17 protein-coding genes are annotated in these 15408 nt (G+C 63.8%); 15 read left to right on the forward strand and 2 right to left on the reverse strand.

Annotated features, from left to right (window positions below):
- The first annotated feature begins 25 nt into the window (after positions 1–25).
- From HQR01_RS05850 to HQR01_RS05875, 6 genes are all read left to right on the forward strand, one after another.
- Positions 26–1012, forward strand: coding sequence for an NAD(P)H-quinone oxidoreductase (locus HQR01_RS05850; protein WP_173216176.1), 987 nt, complete (start codon positions 26–28; stop codon positions 1010–1012).
- Positions 1005–1619 (forward strand): glutathione S-transferase family protein, encoded by a 615-nt coding sequence (locus tag HQR01_RS05855; protein WP_234030270.1) that lies wholly within the window; start codon positions 1005–1007, stop codon positions 1617–1619. Before HQR01_RS05850 ends, HQR01_RS05855 begins: the two co-directional genes overlap by 8 nt.
- Positions 1620–1720: 101 nt before the next feature.
- Positions 1721–2611, forward strand: coding sequence for a UDP-2,3-diacylglucosamine diphosphatase (locus tag HQR01_RS05860; RefSeq protein ID WP_173213404.1), 891 nt, complete (start codon positions 1721–1723; stop codon positions 2609–2611).
- 11 nt (positions 2612–2622) lie between these two features.
- Positions 2623–3684 (forward strand): glycosyltransferase family 4 protein, encoded by a 1062-nt coding sequence (locus tag HQR01_RS05865; RefSeq protein WP_173216178.1) that lies wholly within the window; start codon positions 2623–2625, stop codon positions 3682–3684.
- Positions 3685–3787: 103 nt separating this feature from the next.
- A complete protein-coding gene (locus HQR01_RS05870; RefSeq protein WP_173213406.1) occupies positions 3788–4495 on the forward strand; it encodes a DUF1013 domain-containing protein in 708 nt (235 codons plus the stop codon).
- Between the two features lie 91 nt (positions 4496–4586).
- Positions 4587–6296: a long-chain-fatty-acid--CoA ligase gene (locus tag HQR01_RS05875; protein WP_173213408.1), complete on the forward strand. Its 1710-nt coding sequence runs from the start codon at positions 4587–4589 to the stop codon at positions 6294–6296.
- A 64-nt stretch (positions 6297–6360) separates the two neighbouring features.
- Here the strand turns inward: HQR01_RS05875 and HQR01_RS05880 are convergent, their stop codons facing one another.
- Positions 6361–6747, reverse strand: a complete 387-nt coding sequence (locus HQR01_RS05880) for a bactofilin family protein (RefSeq protein ID WP_173213410.1) — start codon at positions 6745–6747, stop codon at positions 6361–6363.
- A 13-nt stretch (positions 6748–6760) separates the two neighbouring features.
- Complete coding sequence (locus HQR01_RS05885) at positions 6761–7879, reverse strand: M23 family metallopeptidase (protein ID WP_234030271.1); 1119 nt, start codon at positions 7877–7879, stop codon at positions 6761–6763.
- A gap of 291 nt (positions 7880–8170) precedes the next feature.
- Between HQR01_RS05885 and HQR01_RS05890 the strand changes: the two genes are divergently transcribed.
- The 9 genes from HQR01_RS05890 (at position 8171) to wecB (ending at position 15382) form a co-directional block, all read left to right on the forward strand.
- Positions 8171–8836 carry a nicotinate-nucleotide adenylyltransferase gene (locus HQR01_RS05890; protein WP_173213412.1) on the forward strand — a complete coding sequence of 222 codons (666 nt, stop codon included), beginning with the start codon at positions 8171–8173 and terminating at the stop codon, positions 8834–8836.
- Positions 8837–8893: 57 nt separating this feature from the next.
- On the forward strand, positions 8894–9313 hold the full coding sequence (gene rsfS / locus HQR01_RS05895; protein WP_173213421.1) for a ribosome silencing factor: 420 nt from the start codon (positions 8894–8896) through the stop codon (positions 9311–9313).
- Positions 9314–9436: 123 nt separating this feature from the next.
- On the forward strand, positions 9437–9859 hold the full coding sequence (locus HQR01_RS05900) for a 23S rRNA (pseudouridine(1915)-N(3))-methyltransferase RlmH (RefSeq protein ID WP_173213423.1): 423 nt from the start codon (positions 9437–9439) through the stop codon (positions 9857–9859).
- A gap of 18 nt (positions 9860–9877) precedes the next feature.
- A complete protein-coding gene (locus HQR01_RS05905) occupies positions 9878–11101 on the forward strand; it encodes a murein hydrolase activator EnvC family protein (protein WP_173213425.1) in 1224 nt (407 codons plus the stop codon).
- 103 nt (positions 11102–11204) lie between these two features.
- Positions 11205–12545 (forward strand): S41 family peptidase, encoded by a 1341-nt coding sequence (locus HQR01_RS05910; RefSeq protein ID WP_173213427.1) that lies wholly within the window; start codon positions 11205–11207, stop codon positions 12543–12545.
- Positions 12546–12561: 16 nt separating this feature from the next.
- Positions 12562–13038, forward strand: coding sequence for a disulfide bond formation protein B (locus HQR01_RS05915; protein WP_173213429.1), 477 nt, complete (start codon positions 12562–12564; stop codon positions 13036–13038).
- Positions 13039–13064: 26 nt separating this feature from the next.
- The gene (locus tag HQR01_RS05920; protein ID WP_173216182.1) at positions 13065–13562 is read left to right on the forward strand and encodes a demethoxyubiquinone hydroxylase family protein; all 498 of its coding nucleotides are present in this window, start codon (positions 13065–13067) and stop codon (positions 13560–13562) included.
- An 87-nt stretch (positions 13563–13649) separates the two neighbouring features.
- Positions 13650–14216, forward strand: coding sequence for a hypothetical protein (locus tag HQR01_RS05925; protein ID WP_173213431.1), 567 nt, complete (start codon positions 13650–13652; stop codon positions 14214–14216).
- Positions 14217–14260: 44 nt separating this feature from the next.
- A complete protein-coding gene (gene wecB / locus HQR01_RS05930; protein ID WP_173213433.1) occupies positions 14261–15382 on the forward strand; it encodes a non-hydrolyzing UDP-N-acetylglucosamine 2-epimerase in 1122 nt (373 codons plus the stop codon).
- Positions 15383–15408: the final 26 nt, after the last annotated feature.

Raw genomic sequence — 15408 nt, forward strand, 5'->3', positions numbered from 1 at the left:
CGTGGCTACACAAATACCTGAGACGATGATTGCCATGGGCTTCGACGCGCCCGGGGGCCCCGAGGTCTTCCGCTCAGAACGGCTGCCCGTGCCCACCCCCGGCGAAGGCGAGTTGTTGATCAAGGTCACTTGGGCGGGGATCAATCGACCAGACGTGATTCAGCGGCAGGGTTTCTACCCACCCCCGCCCGGTGCTTCGCCGATCCCGGGTCTTGAGGTTTCCGGCACGGTTGTGGCGGTGGGTTCGGGGGTCGGGCCCGAAATGCTCAACCGGAGGGTTTGTGCGCTGGTGTCCGGCGGCGGCTATGCCGAATATTGCCTCGCCCATGCGGGCCATTGCCTGCATGTCCCCCACCACATGGACATATCCGAAGCTGCTGCAATCCCCGAAACCCTGTTCACTGTGTGGCACAATGTCTTCGAACGCGGTTTCGCCCGCGATGGTGAAACATTGCTGGTGCACGGCGGCACGTCCGGCATCGGGACGATGGCGATCATGCTCGGCAAGGCTTTCGGATTGACAGTCATCACCACTGCCGGAAGCGAGGACAAGTGCGAGGCTGCTCGCGGCCTCGGCGCCGATCTGGCGATCAACTATCGGGACGTCGATTTCGTCGACGCGGTTCGTGAGTTCACAGGCGGGAAGGGTGTGGACATCGTACTCGACATGGTCTCCGGCCGCTATGTCGCGCGCAATATCGAATGCCTGGCCGAAGACGGGAGGCACGTGACGATCGCCGTGCTCGGTGGGCTCAAGGCCGAAATCAACATGGCTACGGTGATGCGCAAGCGGTTGACCCTGACCGGTTCGACGCTCCGCCCGCGATCGGACGGGTTCAAGGCATTGCTTGCCGACGAAATCTACAATCACGCCTGGCCGCTGTTCGAGGACGGAACGATCCGTCCGGTGATGGACAAGGCCTTTCCCTTGGCCGATGTCGCTGCAGCCCATGCCCGCATGGAAGCGGGCGACCATATCGGCAAGATCGTTTTGGAGGTGGCCGGTGGCTAGGTACATTCTTCACGAAGATCCGCGCAGCGGCAATTGCTACAAGATCAAGCTGACTGCCGCGCTGGTGGGGATTCCACTCGAAGTCCGCCAGTACGACATCATGGCAGGCGAGACCCGCACTCCCGAATTCCTCGGCAACGTCAATGCGAATGGACGGATTCCGGTCCTCCAGATCGACGACCGCTTCCTCCCGGAAAGCAATGCCGCGTGCTGGTACCTGGCCGAAGACAGCGCGCTGATCCCGAACGATCGCTTCGACCGCGCGGATATGCTGCGCTGGATGTTCTTCGAGCAATATAACCACGAACCCAATGTCGCGACCTTGCGGTTCTGGCTGCACTTCGTGGGCGAGGCCAACCTGTCCAAACAGCAGCGGGCACAGCTGATGGCCAAGCGGATTGCCGGTTGCGACGCACTTTCCTTGATGGACCGGCACCTTGCCGGGCGCGACTGGTTCGTGGGAGGCGGCCCCACGCTCGCCGACATCGCGCTCTATGCCTACACCCATGTGGCTGAAGAAGGGGGCTTCGGGCTAGCCGATTATCCGGCGGTCGAGGCCTGGCTGGCGCGGGTCGCGGCGCTGCCCCGCTACGTCGCGATGAGCTGACCCGCAATCGTAGCAAAGTCCCCGTTCGGTAACCGGACCGTGCGACGCACGTAACAATCCTGCGTCATGGAAGTCCCCGTCATGCAGCGGGGATTCCATCCATGACCGAACTGCCCAGCGGCTTCGAAGCGCTTCACAACGTCGCCAATTTTCCGTCGGTAAAGCCCGCCGTGCCCGAACGCATCGTAGGTGAGCGGCGTCGCTTTCGGACGATCTGGATCAGCGATGTCCACCTGGGCACCAAGGGCTGCAATCACGAGCTGCTGATCGACTTCCTCGACCATACAGACAGCGAAACGATGTACCTCGTCGGCGATATCATCGACGGCTGGCGGCTGAAGAAGAAGTTTTACTGGCCGGCCGAACACAACGATATCGTTTGGCGCATTCTCAAACGCGCCAGGCGCGGCACGCGCATCGTCTACATCCCGGGCAACCACGATGAAATGGTGCGGCCTTTCTGCGGGATGGATTTCGGCGGGGTCCAGATCCGCCGCGCTGCCTTCCACGATACCGCCGATGGTCGCCGGTTGATAGTCCTGCATGGTGACGAGTTCGATACGGTCATGCTGGCGCACCGCTGGCTCGCCTTCGTCGGCGACGCTGCCTACCACCTGATGATGAAGCTCAACAATTGGGTCAGCCGGGTGCGGTCGGCCCTTGGCCTGCCGTATTGGTCGATCTCCAAGGCGGCCAAGCACAAGGTCAAGAATGCGGTCGAGTTCATCTCCAAGTATGAGGAAGTGGTCGCCCGCGCGGCCGGTGAGCGTGGGGTGGATGGCGTGGTCTGCGGCCATATCCATACCGCCGAGTTCCGGCCTTTCATGCACGAGGGCAAGGCGGTCGAATATTGGAACGATGGCGACTGGGTGGAGGGCTGCAATGCGCTGGTCGAGCATTTCGATGGGCGCATGGAAATTCTCCACTGGGCCGACGAAGTTGCGCGGCGCGACAAGTGCGAGGACCCTGCGCAGGAGCTGCAGGCGGCGTGACGGCACAGCCCATGCGCCCGCTCGAGCACTCCGCGAACGGCCTTCCGCAGCGCATCGCGATCGCCACTGATGCCTGGATGCCGCAGGTCAACGGAGTGGTTCGTACGCTCTACACTACCCGCGATATCCTGAACGCGAAGGGCCACGAAGTGCTGGTAATATCGCCCGACCGGTTCACCAACTTTCCCTGTCCGACCTACCCCGAAATACGGCTGGCTCTGGCACCGCCGGGCGAAGTCGCCCACCTGCTGCGGGACTTCGCTCCCGATGCCATCCATATCGCCACCGAGGGTCCGCTGGGAATGACGGCACGGCGCTACTGCGCCCGCAACGGTGTGCCCTTCACTACCGCGTACCACACCCAGTTCCCTGAGTATGTCGCACGCCGCACGCACCTGCCGGCTGAATGGTTCTGGCGCTACATTCGCTGGTTCCATGCCCCGGCCGAGCGCGTGCTGGTCGCCACCGAGAGTATCCGCGAAGAGCTGCGGGCGCATGGTCTGCATCGGCTGCATCACTGGAGCCGCGGCGTCGATCTGTCCTGTTTCACGCCCGATGCACCGCCGCCGCCGGAGTATGACGGCCTGCTGCGCCCGATCCAGCTTTACGTTGGCCGGGTAGCGGTCGAAAAGAACATCGAGGCTTTCCTTGCCTCTGAATATCCTGGCACCAAGGTGGTGGTGGGCGACGGTCCCGCGCTGGCGGAACTCAGGGCGCGCTTCACCGACGTCCGTTTTCTCGGTCGCCGTTCAGGTCGCGAACTGGCGGGCTGCTATGCCGGTGCGGATGTTTTCGTCTTTCCGAGCCGGACCGATACTTTCGGGCTGGTGATGATCGAAGCGCTCGCATGCGGCACGCCGGTCGCAGCGTTCCCCGTAGCCGGCCCGCGCGATATCGTGACCGAAGATGTCGGGGCACTGTGCGACGATCTTGATCGCGCCATAGCCGCGGCCCTGTTTTGCGAGCGTAGCACATGCTCGGCGTATGGGTCCGGATTCAGCTGGGAGGCGGCGACCGGCCAGTTCCTGAGCGGTCTTTCGGCCCTCGACAGCGAGGCGTTGCCGGCCACCTAGCCTTTAGCTTGCCGAATCCCCGCAGCTGGCCTACATGACGGCTGCAATGGCCGCTCCGCGAGGGGCGGCCCTTCTATTTTCAGAGCTGAGAAAAGGCACTTCCATGGCCGACCAACCCAAACCGCTCATGCCGCATGCGACCGCTACCTGGCTGGTCGACAATACCGGGCTGTCGTTCGAGCAGATCGCCGAATTTTGCGGCCTGCACATCCTCGAAGTGCAGGCGATGGCAGACGATCTTGCGGGCAGCAAATATACCGGTCGCGATCCGGTCCATTCGGGCGAGCTGACGCTGGCCGAGATCGAAAAGGGCCAGGTCGATCCGGAATACAAGCTCAAGATGCAGCGCGCACCGGTTGCGGTCAGCCGCACGAAGGGGCCGCGCTACACCCCGGTCTCGAAGCGCCAGGACAAGCCGGACGGCATCGCCTGGCTGATCCGCAACCATCCCGAGATTTCGGACGCGCAGATCTCGAAGCTGATCGGCACCACCCGCAACACAATTACCGCGATCCGCGAACGGAGCCACTGGAACATCCAGAACATCCAGCCGAAGGATCCAGTGACGCTGGGCCTGTGTTCGCAGCGCGAACTCGACGCGGTGGTCGCCAAGGCTGCCAAGAAGGCCGGGCTCGAGGGCGAGGCCGCCCCGGTCGAAGTCACTGGCGGGACCGATCGCGAGCGCTTGATCGAGGAGCTGCGTGCCGAGCGCGATGCGAATGAAAAGGCCGCCGCCGAGGCAGTGCAGGAAGCGGAAGCCGCGGCCTGGCTGGAGGCCAAGCGCGCTTCCGAAGAAGCCGACGAAGAATAGTCGCGCCGACTCCATGAATTGAAGCGGGTGGAGCAGGCGCTCCGCCCGCTTTTTTCTTGCGCGATTTGTAACTGCGCGCCATGTTACTGACATGGCTGTCAATAAGCGCTTCCCCCCACCGCCATCGGTCTACGGTCATGCAAGGCCCTGGAACTCCAGCATAAAGCCGGAGCTCCTCCATGTTATATTCGCGCGGCAGGCGCGGGAAGTTCCTGATGCCCCACTGGTCGAATTCCTTGGCCGGAGCTTTACTTACCGCCAGTTGTATTCGGAGGCTCGGCGTTTCGCTGCGGGGCTGGCCGAGCGAGGGATCAGCAAGGGTGACCGTGTCGGCCTCTTCTTGCCCAATGTTCCGACCTACGTCGCGGCCTATTATGGAGCGATGATGGCCGGGGCGGTCGTGGTCAATTTCTCGCCGCTCTATACTGTCGAAGAGCTTAGCCACCAGGTCGAGGACTCGGGCACCAAGCTGCTGGTCACACTCGACTCGCCGCTGCTCCTGCCAACGGCAACCAAGGTACTAGACGCATCCTCGCTCCAGCACCTGATAGTTGCGCGGCTCGCCGATTCATTGCCACGCCTCAAGTCGTTGGCACTGCGCACGCTTGGGCGGCGCCAACTCGCCCCCGTCCCCCAACGCTCCGACGTGCTCGAATGGAGCGATGTGCTCGCCGAATGGAACTGGGTGCGCTGGCTGGATGGGAAGGAGCCCGACTTGCGGGTGGGGACGGTAACAGACCTCGCACTGCTGCAGTATACCGGCGGCACTACGGGTACGCCGAAGGGTGCGATGCTGACCCACGGCAACTTGTCGAGCAATGCGATCCAGGTCGATATGCTCGACCCCTTCGATCGCGCCGAGTCCGACATTGTGCTCGGCGCGCTGCCGCTGTTCCATGTCTTCGCCAATACCTGCGTGCTCAATCGCACGGTGGTTCGGGGCGGGTGCATCGTGATGTTGCCGCGCTTTGAGGCGGGGCAGGTGCTCAAGACCATTACGCGGACGCAACCGCGCGCCTTTCCCGGCGTCCCGACCATGTTTCAGGCGCTCCTCGATCATCCCGATTTCACCAGGACCGACTGGTCGGCCTTGCGCGTTTGCATCTCCGGTGGCGCGCCGATGCCGGGGCCTCTGCGCGAGAAGTTCGAGTCGTCGACCGGCGTGCGCTTGATCGAAGGCTATGGGCTCACGGAGAGTTCGGGGGTGGTCTCGACCAACCCCTACCAGGGGCTACGCAAGCCGGGCACGATCGGCCAGCCGATCCCCGCGACCCAGGTGCTGCTGCTCGATAAGGAAGATCCCGAGAGTCTGGCACCCGACGGCGAGCCGGGCGAGCTCGCGGTACGCGGCCCGCAGGTGATGCAAGGCTATTGGAACTTACCCGAGGCGCAGGCGACTACCTTTGCGGAACACAATGGCGAGGCATGGCTGCGCACCGGCGACGTTGCGACGATCGACGATGACGGATTCCTCACGATCGTTGACCGGATCAAAGACATGATTGCGGTGGGCGGCTTCAAGGTGTTTCCGAGCCAGGTCGAAGCAGTGCTGCTTGAGCACCCGGCGATCAAGGAAGCACTGGTGATCGGCCGACCGGATGCCTACCGTGGTGAAGCGCCGGCTGCCTATGTCACGCTCAACGAGGGCGAGAGCGTTTCGGGTGACGAGCTCAAGGCTTGGCTCAACGCAAAGGTTGGCAAGCATGAGCGCGTTGAAGAACTGGTGGTACGGGAGGCGCTGCCCAAAACGATGATCGGCAAACTCGATCGCAAGGCGCTGCGGGCCGAAGTTCTGGGTTGAACCAACAGGCACGGGCCGCTCGCATCAATACGCGAACGGCCCGCAACTTTCCCAAAGCTTGAACTCAGTTGGCGACCGGAATCTCGGTCTTCGCGGGCTGTGTCGGGACTGCGCCAGTTTTGCGCGCATCGCGATGCGCGAAGCGGCCCTCGACTTGTGCGCCCTGTTCGATTGTGAGCGCATCGTAGAATACGTCACCGGTGATCTTGGCAGTTTTCAGGATGACCAGCTCACGGGCAGTGATCGAACCATCGACGGTTCCGGCAAAGCGGGCGCTCTCGGCCTTGACCGCGCCGGTAATCGTGCTGGTCTCGCCCTGTACCAGACTGGCGCAGGCGATGTCACCCTCTACCGAACCGTCGATATGGAGGTCGGCCGAGGCCTGAATATCGCCCTTGATGGCAAGGTCCGAACCTAGGACGGAGAAGGTCGAGCTGTTCTTGGTGGCCATGGTGCGCCCTGTGTTATTCGGCGTGGGCGAGCTGGGGGGCTCGACGGATTTCTTCGAGAACATGCGGAGCGGTCTCCAGGAAGGTGCGCGGGTTCACCGCGCGATCATTGATGCGCACTTCGAAGTGGAGGTGCGGGCCGGTCGAACGACCGGTGCTTCCGATAGCACCGATGGTTTCTCCGGCAACGACCTTCTGGCCGACCTTGGAGTTGAAGGCCGACATATGCGCATAGCGGGTCATCAGGCCGTTCCCGTGGTTGATCTCGACCACCTTGCCGAAGCCCGACTTGCGCCCGACGAAGCTTACTACCCCGTTGGCGGCAGCGTAGATCGGTGTGCCGGTCGGGCCGCGGAAATCGAGACCCTTGTGCATTGCTGCAACGCCGGTGAAGGGATCGCGGCGATAGCCGAAGCCCGATGATATGTATTCAAGCGCTGCCGGTTCGACCTGCGGGACGCCGGCCAGGCCGTTCTCCAGTGCTGCCATGCGTGCGATCGAAAGCCCGAGGCGCTCGAAGCGCGGATCGATTGAGCCATCGCGCGACGTGGCCAGCTTCTCCAGCGGACCACCCACTGCGGTGCGGTCGGCACGGCTCAGCATCAATCGGGGGTCGATGCCGAGTTGTTTGAGGGCACTTGCGGCACGCTGGGCGCGCCAGTCGGCATAGCGGGTGAGGCCCTCAACGAAAGCGAGCTGACGTGCTTCGATCCGGGCGAGTGCAGCTGCCTCGGGAATAGATACGCTGACCTTGTCGACAGTCTTCGCCGCTTCGCCGCTGGAATCACTGACATTGGTCATGCCTTTGGCGTCTGCCGGAAGCGAGGTGACCATGTCTTCGATGAACTCCTGGCGCTTCACCAGGTCGCTGGCGACCGCATCGATATCATCGCGATAGGCATCGACCCGCTCTTCAGCGGTAGCCACCTTGGCTTCGCGATCGAGCAGCGAGAGCCGGTCGGCCGTCGCGCGATACTGGGCCCAGCCGGCGATGGCGACCGAAAGCGTCCAGACAATGAGGGCGGCAAGGGTAATCGCGGCGGCCGTCATCTGGACGCGCGACGAAATCGTGATGAAACGAACCTGGCCTTCGGACCGCATGAAGAACTCGCGATCCGGGAACCAGCTAAGCACGCGGCTCCCCCAGCCGGTGTTGGCAATCAATTTTCGCAAACGACCCGTCCCTTTATGGTCTTTCGTCCCTGTCCAAGCGAGCTAACAAAGCTTTGTGTTGAAATCGAATCGCAGTTCCCGTGGAATCCATGAGACGAAGCAGCGATGCGATGAACCGTTTCAGATGTTGAGAATTTTCGTTCGCGGGCAGGAACCAATCATTAAGTCCAAGTTTACCAATAACTTGCGATTCGCACCGGAGCGGGCGAGCAACCCATTGTATATATACGACAAAACTTGGGAAGGCCTAATTTGACCGGGCGGCGCCCACGAATCGGGCTGCTCGGCGGTAGCTTCAACCCGGCACACCGTGGCCACCGCCGCGTTTCGCTGTTCGCGCAGAGGGCGCTCGGGCTGGACGAGGTCTGGTGGCTGGTCTCGCCCGGCAATCCACTCAAGCCATCCAGCGACATGGCCCCGCTCGAGGCGCGATTTGCCTCGGCCGTGCGGCAGGCGCGAGTGGCGCCGATCCGCGTCACCGCGATCGAGCGCCAACTCGGAACGCGCTACACGATCGATACGCTGCGCGAGCTGTGTCGGCGTTATGCGAGGTACGAGTTCGTGTGGCTGATGGGTGCGGATAATCTTGCGCAATTCCATCGCTGGCGTGAATGGCGCGACATCGCACGCACCATGCCGATTGCAGTCATAGCCCGGCCGGGCTATGATGATGCTGTCGTCGCAAGCCCCGCGATGGCCTGGCTTAGGCGCTATCGCGTGCCGCTGGCCAGCTTTGTTAATGGGGGCGCATGGAGTGCACCGGCACTGGTGACTTTGCGTTTCGATCCCGATCCAAGATCGGCCACGGCCATTCGCCGCGCCGATCCCGATTGGGCCGCACGCTTCGCCGGGCCGCCTCCGAGGGACCAGCTGACACATCGGCGAATAGTGGCGGGGGAGGAAACGACCGCGCCATGATGCGCCTTGTTTCTCCAACGGCCCACGCCTCTCGATCCAGGAGTACGATACCCGCCTATGACACAGGCGCATACCGCCCCGGCCACAGCCGGACAGACCTCGGCACAGGTGATCCGCTTGGCCAAGGGTGACACTGACGCGCTGCTCGCCCTGGTGCTGCAGCAACTCGACGACGACCAGGCGCAGGACGTGGTCAGCATCCCGCTCGAAGGGAAAAGCTCGATTGCAGATCACATGGTCATCGCTTCGGGTCGCTCTACCCGCCAGGTCGCTGCAATGGCGCAGAAACTGGCCGAGAAGATCAAACACGATGGGTTCGGTTCGGTGAAGCTCGAAGGGCTTCCCGCGGCAGACTGGGTGCTGATCGATGCAGGCGACGTGGTGGTCCACCTGTTCCGCCCCGAGGTGCGTAGTTTCTACAACCTCGAGCGCATGTGGGCCTTCGGCGATGCACCGCCGGTAGCGGGCACGGCATAACCGTTTCTGCCTCGCGCAGCCGGAACTGAGGCTGCGCGCCTGGAGCCGACCCTCGGCCGTGCGTCGCGCGGCTGCTCTGCAGTCGACTGGACGCAGACGGAGCATCGCCATACAGCGTGCGGCATGCTCCTGCATGTCATTGCACGTGGAAAGATCGCCCGCTCGCCGGAGGCTGAGCTGGTCGCGCGCTATGAGAAGCGCATTACCTGGCCGATCAAGTTCACCGAACTGCCCGAAACTGGCGGTCGCATTCCCGACTCCCAGACACCCGGCAAGACCGTCTTGCTCGACGAACGCGGCAAGGATCTCTCCTCGGAAGACCTCGCTGCAATCCTCGGCCGCTGGCGCGACGACGGTATGCGCGAATGCCGGTTCGTGCTGGGTGCCGCAGATGGACATTCGGAAGCCGAGCGTCGCGAGGCCGAACTGCTTCTCGCATTCGGCCAGGCGACCTGGCCTCATCTGCTGGCCCGCGCCATGCTTGCCGAACAGCTCTACCGGGCGACGACGATCCTCGCCGGCCACCCCTATCATCGCAGCGGATAATCGGGCAGGAATGACGCCATGGTCCGTTGGCTCGTTGCCCCCGCCTTTTGCACTGCCAGCCTTGCGGCCTTCGCGCTTGCCCTGACCCCGCTCGATGCGCAGGGCCCGGCGCAGTTTTCCAGTGCCAACGAAGCACGGGAGGCGCTCGATGCGGCCCGCCAGCAGCAACGTAACGCCCGGGCACGCGGCGAACGCCTCGAGAAGCAGGCCGCGGCCGCTCGCGAGGCCGAAGAGAAAGCGGTGCAGCAGGCCGCCGCACTTGCCGCGCGCGTGCAGCAGGCCGAAGCGGGGATCGCTGCAGCGGAAGCGCGCTTCGACCTCGCCAGTCGCCAGCGCCAGGCGCTCGATCGCCAGTTGGCGCAGCGCCGGGAGCCGCTCGTCCGGCTCACAGGCGCGCTCCAAAGCATGGCCCGCCGCCCGCTGACGCTGTCGGCGCTGCAGCCAGGTTCCTTGCGCGACCTCGTACATACCCGCGCCGTTCTCGACAGCACGATACCGCTGGTGCGCAGCCGAACCGCAGCCCTGCGCGGCGAGCTGGCACGCGCCCGGGCGCTCGAGGCTGAAGCGAGCGCGGCCCTCTCCGACCGCCGTGAAAGCGAGAGAGTGCTTGGCGAGCGTCGCAAGCAGTTGATCGCGGCTGCGGCACGCCAGCGACTGGTGGCCCAGCGCGCATCCGGCGGCGCCAATCGCGAGGCGCAACGGGCACTGGTCCTGGCGGAGCAGGCGCGCGACCTCGATGGTCTGGTCGATCAGCTTGAATCCGCCGGATCGCTGCGAACACAGTTGGCGGCACTGCCGGGCCCGATCATCCGGCCTGAGGATCCGGCGGCCGCCACCGTTGCGGCGATACCCATCCCGACGCCGAGCGAGACCGCGCCACCTGCGCGCTACCAACTGCCCGTCAATGGACGGGTTACCCGTGGTTTTAGGGAAAGCGGCACCGGTGGCTCACGCGAGGCGGGCATCGAACTGTATCCCCGACCCAGTGCACAGGTTGTCGCTCCCGCCGCTGGCCGGGTGGCCTTTGCCGGCCCCTATCGTGGCTATGGAAAGATCGTGATCGTCGAGCACGAGAATGGGTGGACGAGCCTTATCACCGGCCTTGGCTCGCTCGATGCCGAGGTCGGGCAGGCAGTGACAGCGGGCTCGCCCCTTGGCCTGGCAGGGGCAAGGGCCCCCGCAATCACGCTCGAGTTGCGCCGGCAGCGCACCCCGGTGAACCCGCTCGACTATCTCCAGTAATCGCTCCGTCGATTTCCCCTTTCGGGACGTCCCTCCAATGCTCATCTGGTGTTCAGCGCGCTCTCGCGATAAACTGCGTTCGCGTATTGGAGAGTTACTGCCGATGAAAATCGCCGCCCTGCTTCGTTCGGCCGCCCTTGTCACAGCCGTGGCGATCATTCCCGCCACGACTGCGGGGGTCGCACAGGTCGAAGGCCGCGCAGGTCCTGAATTCGCGAAAGTTCTCGCTGTCTACCAGCGGATCAAGGCGAGCTATGTCGAGACGGTCGAAGACGACGTGCTGATGCGCGGGATGATCGATGGCATGCTTACCGCACTCGATCCGCATTCCGCCTATCTCGACGGTGGCGACCTCCAGCGGCTCGAAACCATGATCGACGGAAACTATTCGGGCCTTGGCCTATCCGTCGTCATGGAAGATGGTGCGGTGAAGATAATCTCCCCGTTCCGCGGCAGCCCTGCGGAGAAGGCGGGTCTTAAGGCGGGCGACTTCATCACCCATCTCGATGGCAAGCTGATCTACGGCGGTAGCCTCGACGAAGCGGTGGCGCAGATGCGCGGCAAGGAGGGCACGCAGATACAACTGACCGTATTCCGCACGGGGCGAGAAGAGCCCTTCGACGTGACCGTGACCCGAGGGGTGATCGAACTCGAACCCGTCACCGGGGAACTCGAGGACGGCAATATCGGCCACATCATGATCAACGAGTTCTCGCGCGACGTCGGCAGCGATGTGTTTTCCGCGTGGCAGGAGCTGCGCGAAAAGGCCACCGGGCGGATAAATGGGCTGGTGCTTGACCTGCGCTCGAACCCCGGCGGAAGCCTCGACGAGGCCGTCGCTCTGTCCGACCTGTTCCTGTCCGATGGACGCATCGTTTCGCAGCGCGGACGCGCGCGGGGCGAGAATATCACCTACGATGCGGAGACCGTTTTCCGCGGTGACATCGCCGAAGGCTTGCCGATTATCGTGCTGATCGATTCCGGCTCGGCCTCGGCCTCCGAAATCGTCGCAGGTGCGCTGCAGGACCACCGCCGCGCGGTCGTCATGGGCGAACGCAGCTTCGGCAAGGGCAGCGTCCAGTCGCTGCTGCCGCTGGGCCGGGATGCCGCGCTCAAGCTCACCACGGCGCGTTACTACACGCCTTCGGGACATTCGGTGCAGGAAGGTGGGATCAAGCCTGACATCGCGGTGCCGCAGCTTAGCGACCCGGATCTGGCCAAGAAGGCCAAGTTCACCCTGCGCGAATCCGATCTGCGGGGCCATCTGATCAACGAAGCAGGGTTGGCTGACGAGGCGTTCGAGAAGGATCAGCGTGAAGATCCGCGCTTCCAGCTGACGGCCGAGCAGCTCGAGAAGAAGGGGATCAAGGACTTCCAGCTCCACTATGCGCTGGAAACCTTACGCCGCACCGCGCCGAACAAGGTTGCCGCACGCTCCCGATAGGGTAAACCGCCGAGTGATGGATGTGTCGCCCCCCTTCCGGACCGCGCGTGCTCTCGCACTGGCTGTCCCCGCCCTGCTGCTCGCCGGCGCCTATGTCTCGCAATATGGCTTCGGCCTTTACCCCTGCGAGATGTGCTGGTGGCAACGCTACCCGCACTTTGCCGCCGTGGCGCTTGCCCTGCTCGGCTTCGTCATCGCACCGCAACGGCTATGGGTGGCACTCGCGGCATTGGCCGTGCTGGTCTCAGGCGTGATCGGGCTGTTCCACGCCGGGGTCGAATATGATTGGTGGCCCGGTATCACCTCCTGTGCAGCCATATTCTCCGAAGGGACGGGCAATGCGCTGGAGGACATCATGAACACCCCGCTGGTGCGCTGCGACGAACCGGCCTGGACGTTGTTCGGCATTAGCCTGGCCGGGTTCAACTTCCTCATTTCGACCGCCGCAGGGCTCGCGATCCTCGTGCTGCTGGGCAAGGATCGCGCTGCGTGAGCAAGGTGCCCGACCATATCGCGCGCATGATCCGGGTCGATCAGGCCGGCGAATTCGGTGCGACGCGCATCTATGCCGGGCAGCTTGCCGTCCTGGGCAATCGCGGCCCGCACGCCACGGCAATCGCCGGAATGGCCGAACAGGAGGCCGATCATCGCGCGAAGTTCGATGCACTCATGGCTCGGCGTGGCGTTCGGCCAACCGCGTTGCAGCCGTTCTGGGACCGCGCGGGCTTCGCGCTGGGCGCAGTCACTGCGCTGATCGGGCCCGAGGCGGCGATGGCCTGCACTGCGGCGATCGAGACCGAGATCGACAATCACTACACCCGCCAGCTCGACGAGCTTCACGCCAGCGGCGAAGATCCCGAACTGGCCGGATTGATCGAAGAGTTCCGCGAAGACGAACGCGAACATCGCGATGCGGCGCTTGCTGCCGGGGCGGAACGCGCACCGGCCTATCCGCTGCTATCCGGACTGATCAGGCTCGGCTGCCGGGCCGCGATCAGGCTTTCGGAACGCGTTTGAGGGGATTAAGCCGCATTCGTGCGCGCTTCATGGGTGGTTCACCGGCGCACAGGCGTAATGCGCCAACCAGATAAGGACGAGCTTTCGATGACCAGGACTCTCCCGCTGCTTGCAGCACTCGCCAGCACTGCGTTTGCCGTTCCTGCTTCGGCACAGGAAACCGTCGATACCGGTGATGACAGCTACAACATGGTCATCGTCTATGGCGATGACACGTGCCCGCAGTCGACGGTCGATCAGATCGTCGTTTGTGCGCGCAAGGCCGAAAGCGAACGATACCGGATTCCCGAACGCCTGCGCCTTTCCGACAGCCCCGAGAACCAGGCCTGGGCAGAACGGGTCGAGCGGTTCGAGACAATTGGCAGCTTCGGCGCCCTGTCCTGTTCGCCGACCGGTGCGGGCGGCTTCACCGGCTGCACCCAGCAATTGATCGATGCCGCCTATGCCGACAAGGAAAACAGCTCGGAGGTTCGCTTCGGCCAGCTGGTTGCCGAGGCGCGGGCCGAACGCCTTTCAACCATCGATGCCGAGGCGGCTGCCGAGCAGGAGCGCGTAGAAATGATCGAGCGCGAATACCAGGAGCGGCTGGAACGCGAACGTGACGGTGAAGGCCCGGCCGAAACCGCCGAGGAATTGCCCCAGCCCGAAGGCTAAGCAGCCTCTATCGCAGCTTAACCATTTACGGTTACGAGGGCGGCATGGCCGCCAAGCGCAAGATCCTTACCGTGTTCGGCACCCGTCCGGAGGCGATCAAGCTGTTCCCGCTGGTGCATGCCCTGGCGGCGGACGATCGGTTCGACAGTCGCGTGTGCATCTCCGCGCAGCATCGCGAGATGCTCGACCAGGTACTCGCAATCGCGGGGATCGTACCCGATCATGACCTCGACCTGATGACGCCCGGCCAGACGCTCGATGCGCTGACTGCACGGGCCCTGGTCGAGATCGGCAAGGTGCTCGACGCGGAGCAGCCCGATTGGGTGGTGGTACAGGGCGATACCACGACGGTGATGGCCGGTGCCATCGCCGCCTATTATCGCAAGATCCCGGTCTGCCATGTGGAAGCCGGACTGCGCAGCGGCGACATCCATCATCCCTGGCCGGAAGAGGTCAACCGCCGTGTCGTGGGCGGCTTTGCAGCGCTCCATTGCGCGCCGACTGGAACCGCGCGCGAGGCCCTGCTGCGCGAGAACGTCGATCCGGCGACCGTCCATGTCACGGGCAATACGGTGATCGATGCGCTGCACTGGGTGACTCGACGGATCGAGCAAGATCCTCCGCTGGCGTCCGGCCTTGCCGAACTCGAAGCGCGCTTCGCGGGCAAACGGATCATCGGCATGACCAGCCATCGCCGCGAGAACTTCGGTACGGGCATGCAAAGCATTGCCAAGGCAGTGAAACGGATCGCTGCGCGTCCCGATGTGGCGGTGATCTTCCCTATCCACCTGAACCCCAATGTGCGCGCCGTGATGAAAGAGATTCTGGCCGGTCTCGACAATGTCGCTCTGCTCGAACCGCTCGACTATCCGAATTTCGCCCGCCTGCTCTCTATCTCGCACCTCATGTTGACCGATAGCGGTGGGGTTCAGGAAGAGGCGCCCGCGTTGGGCAAGCCGGTGCTGGTGATGCGTCAGACCACCGAACGACCCGAGGGGGTCTCGGCCGGGACCGCCAGGCTGGTGGGAACCGATGCCGATGCAATCGTGCGGGAGACCATGCGCCTGCTCGATGACGATGCCACCTACGCGGCGATGGCACGGGCGCACAATCCTTTCGGCGATGGGCATTCGGCGGCGCGCATCGCCGACCTCCTCGCAGGTTAGTAAATGGCAGTGCCGCTGAACATGCC

The sequence above is a fragment of the Erythrobacter mangrovi genome (assembly GCF_013260645.1).
GTDB classification, from domain to species: Bacteria; Pseudomonadota; Alphaproteobacteria; order Sphingomonadales; family Sphingomonadaceae; genus Qipengyuania; species Qipengyuania mangrovi.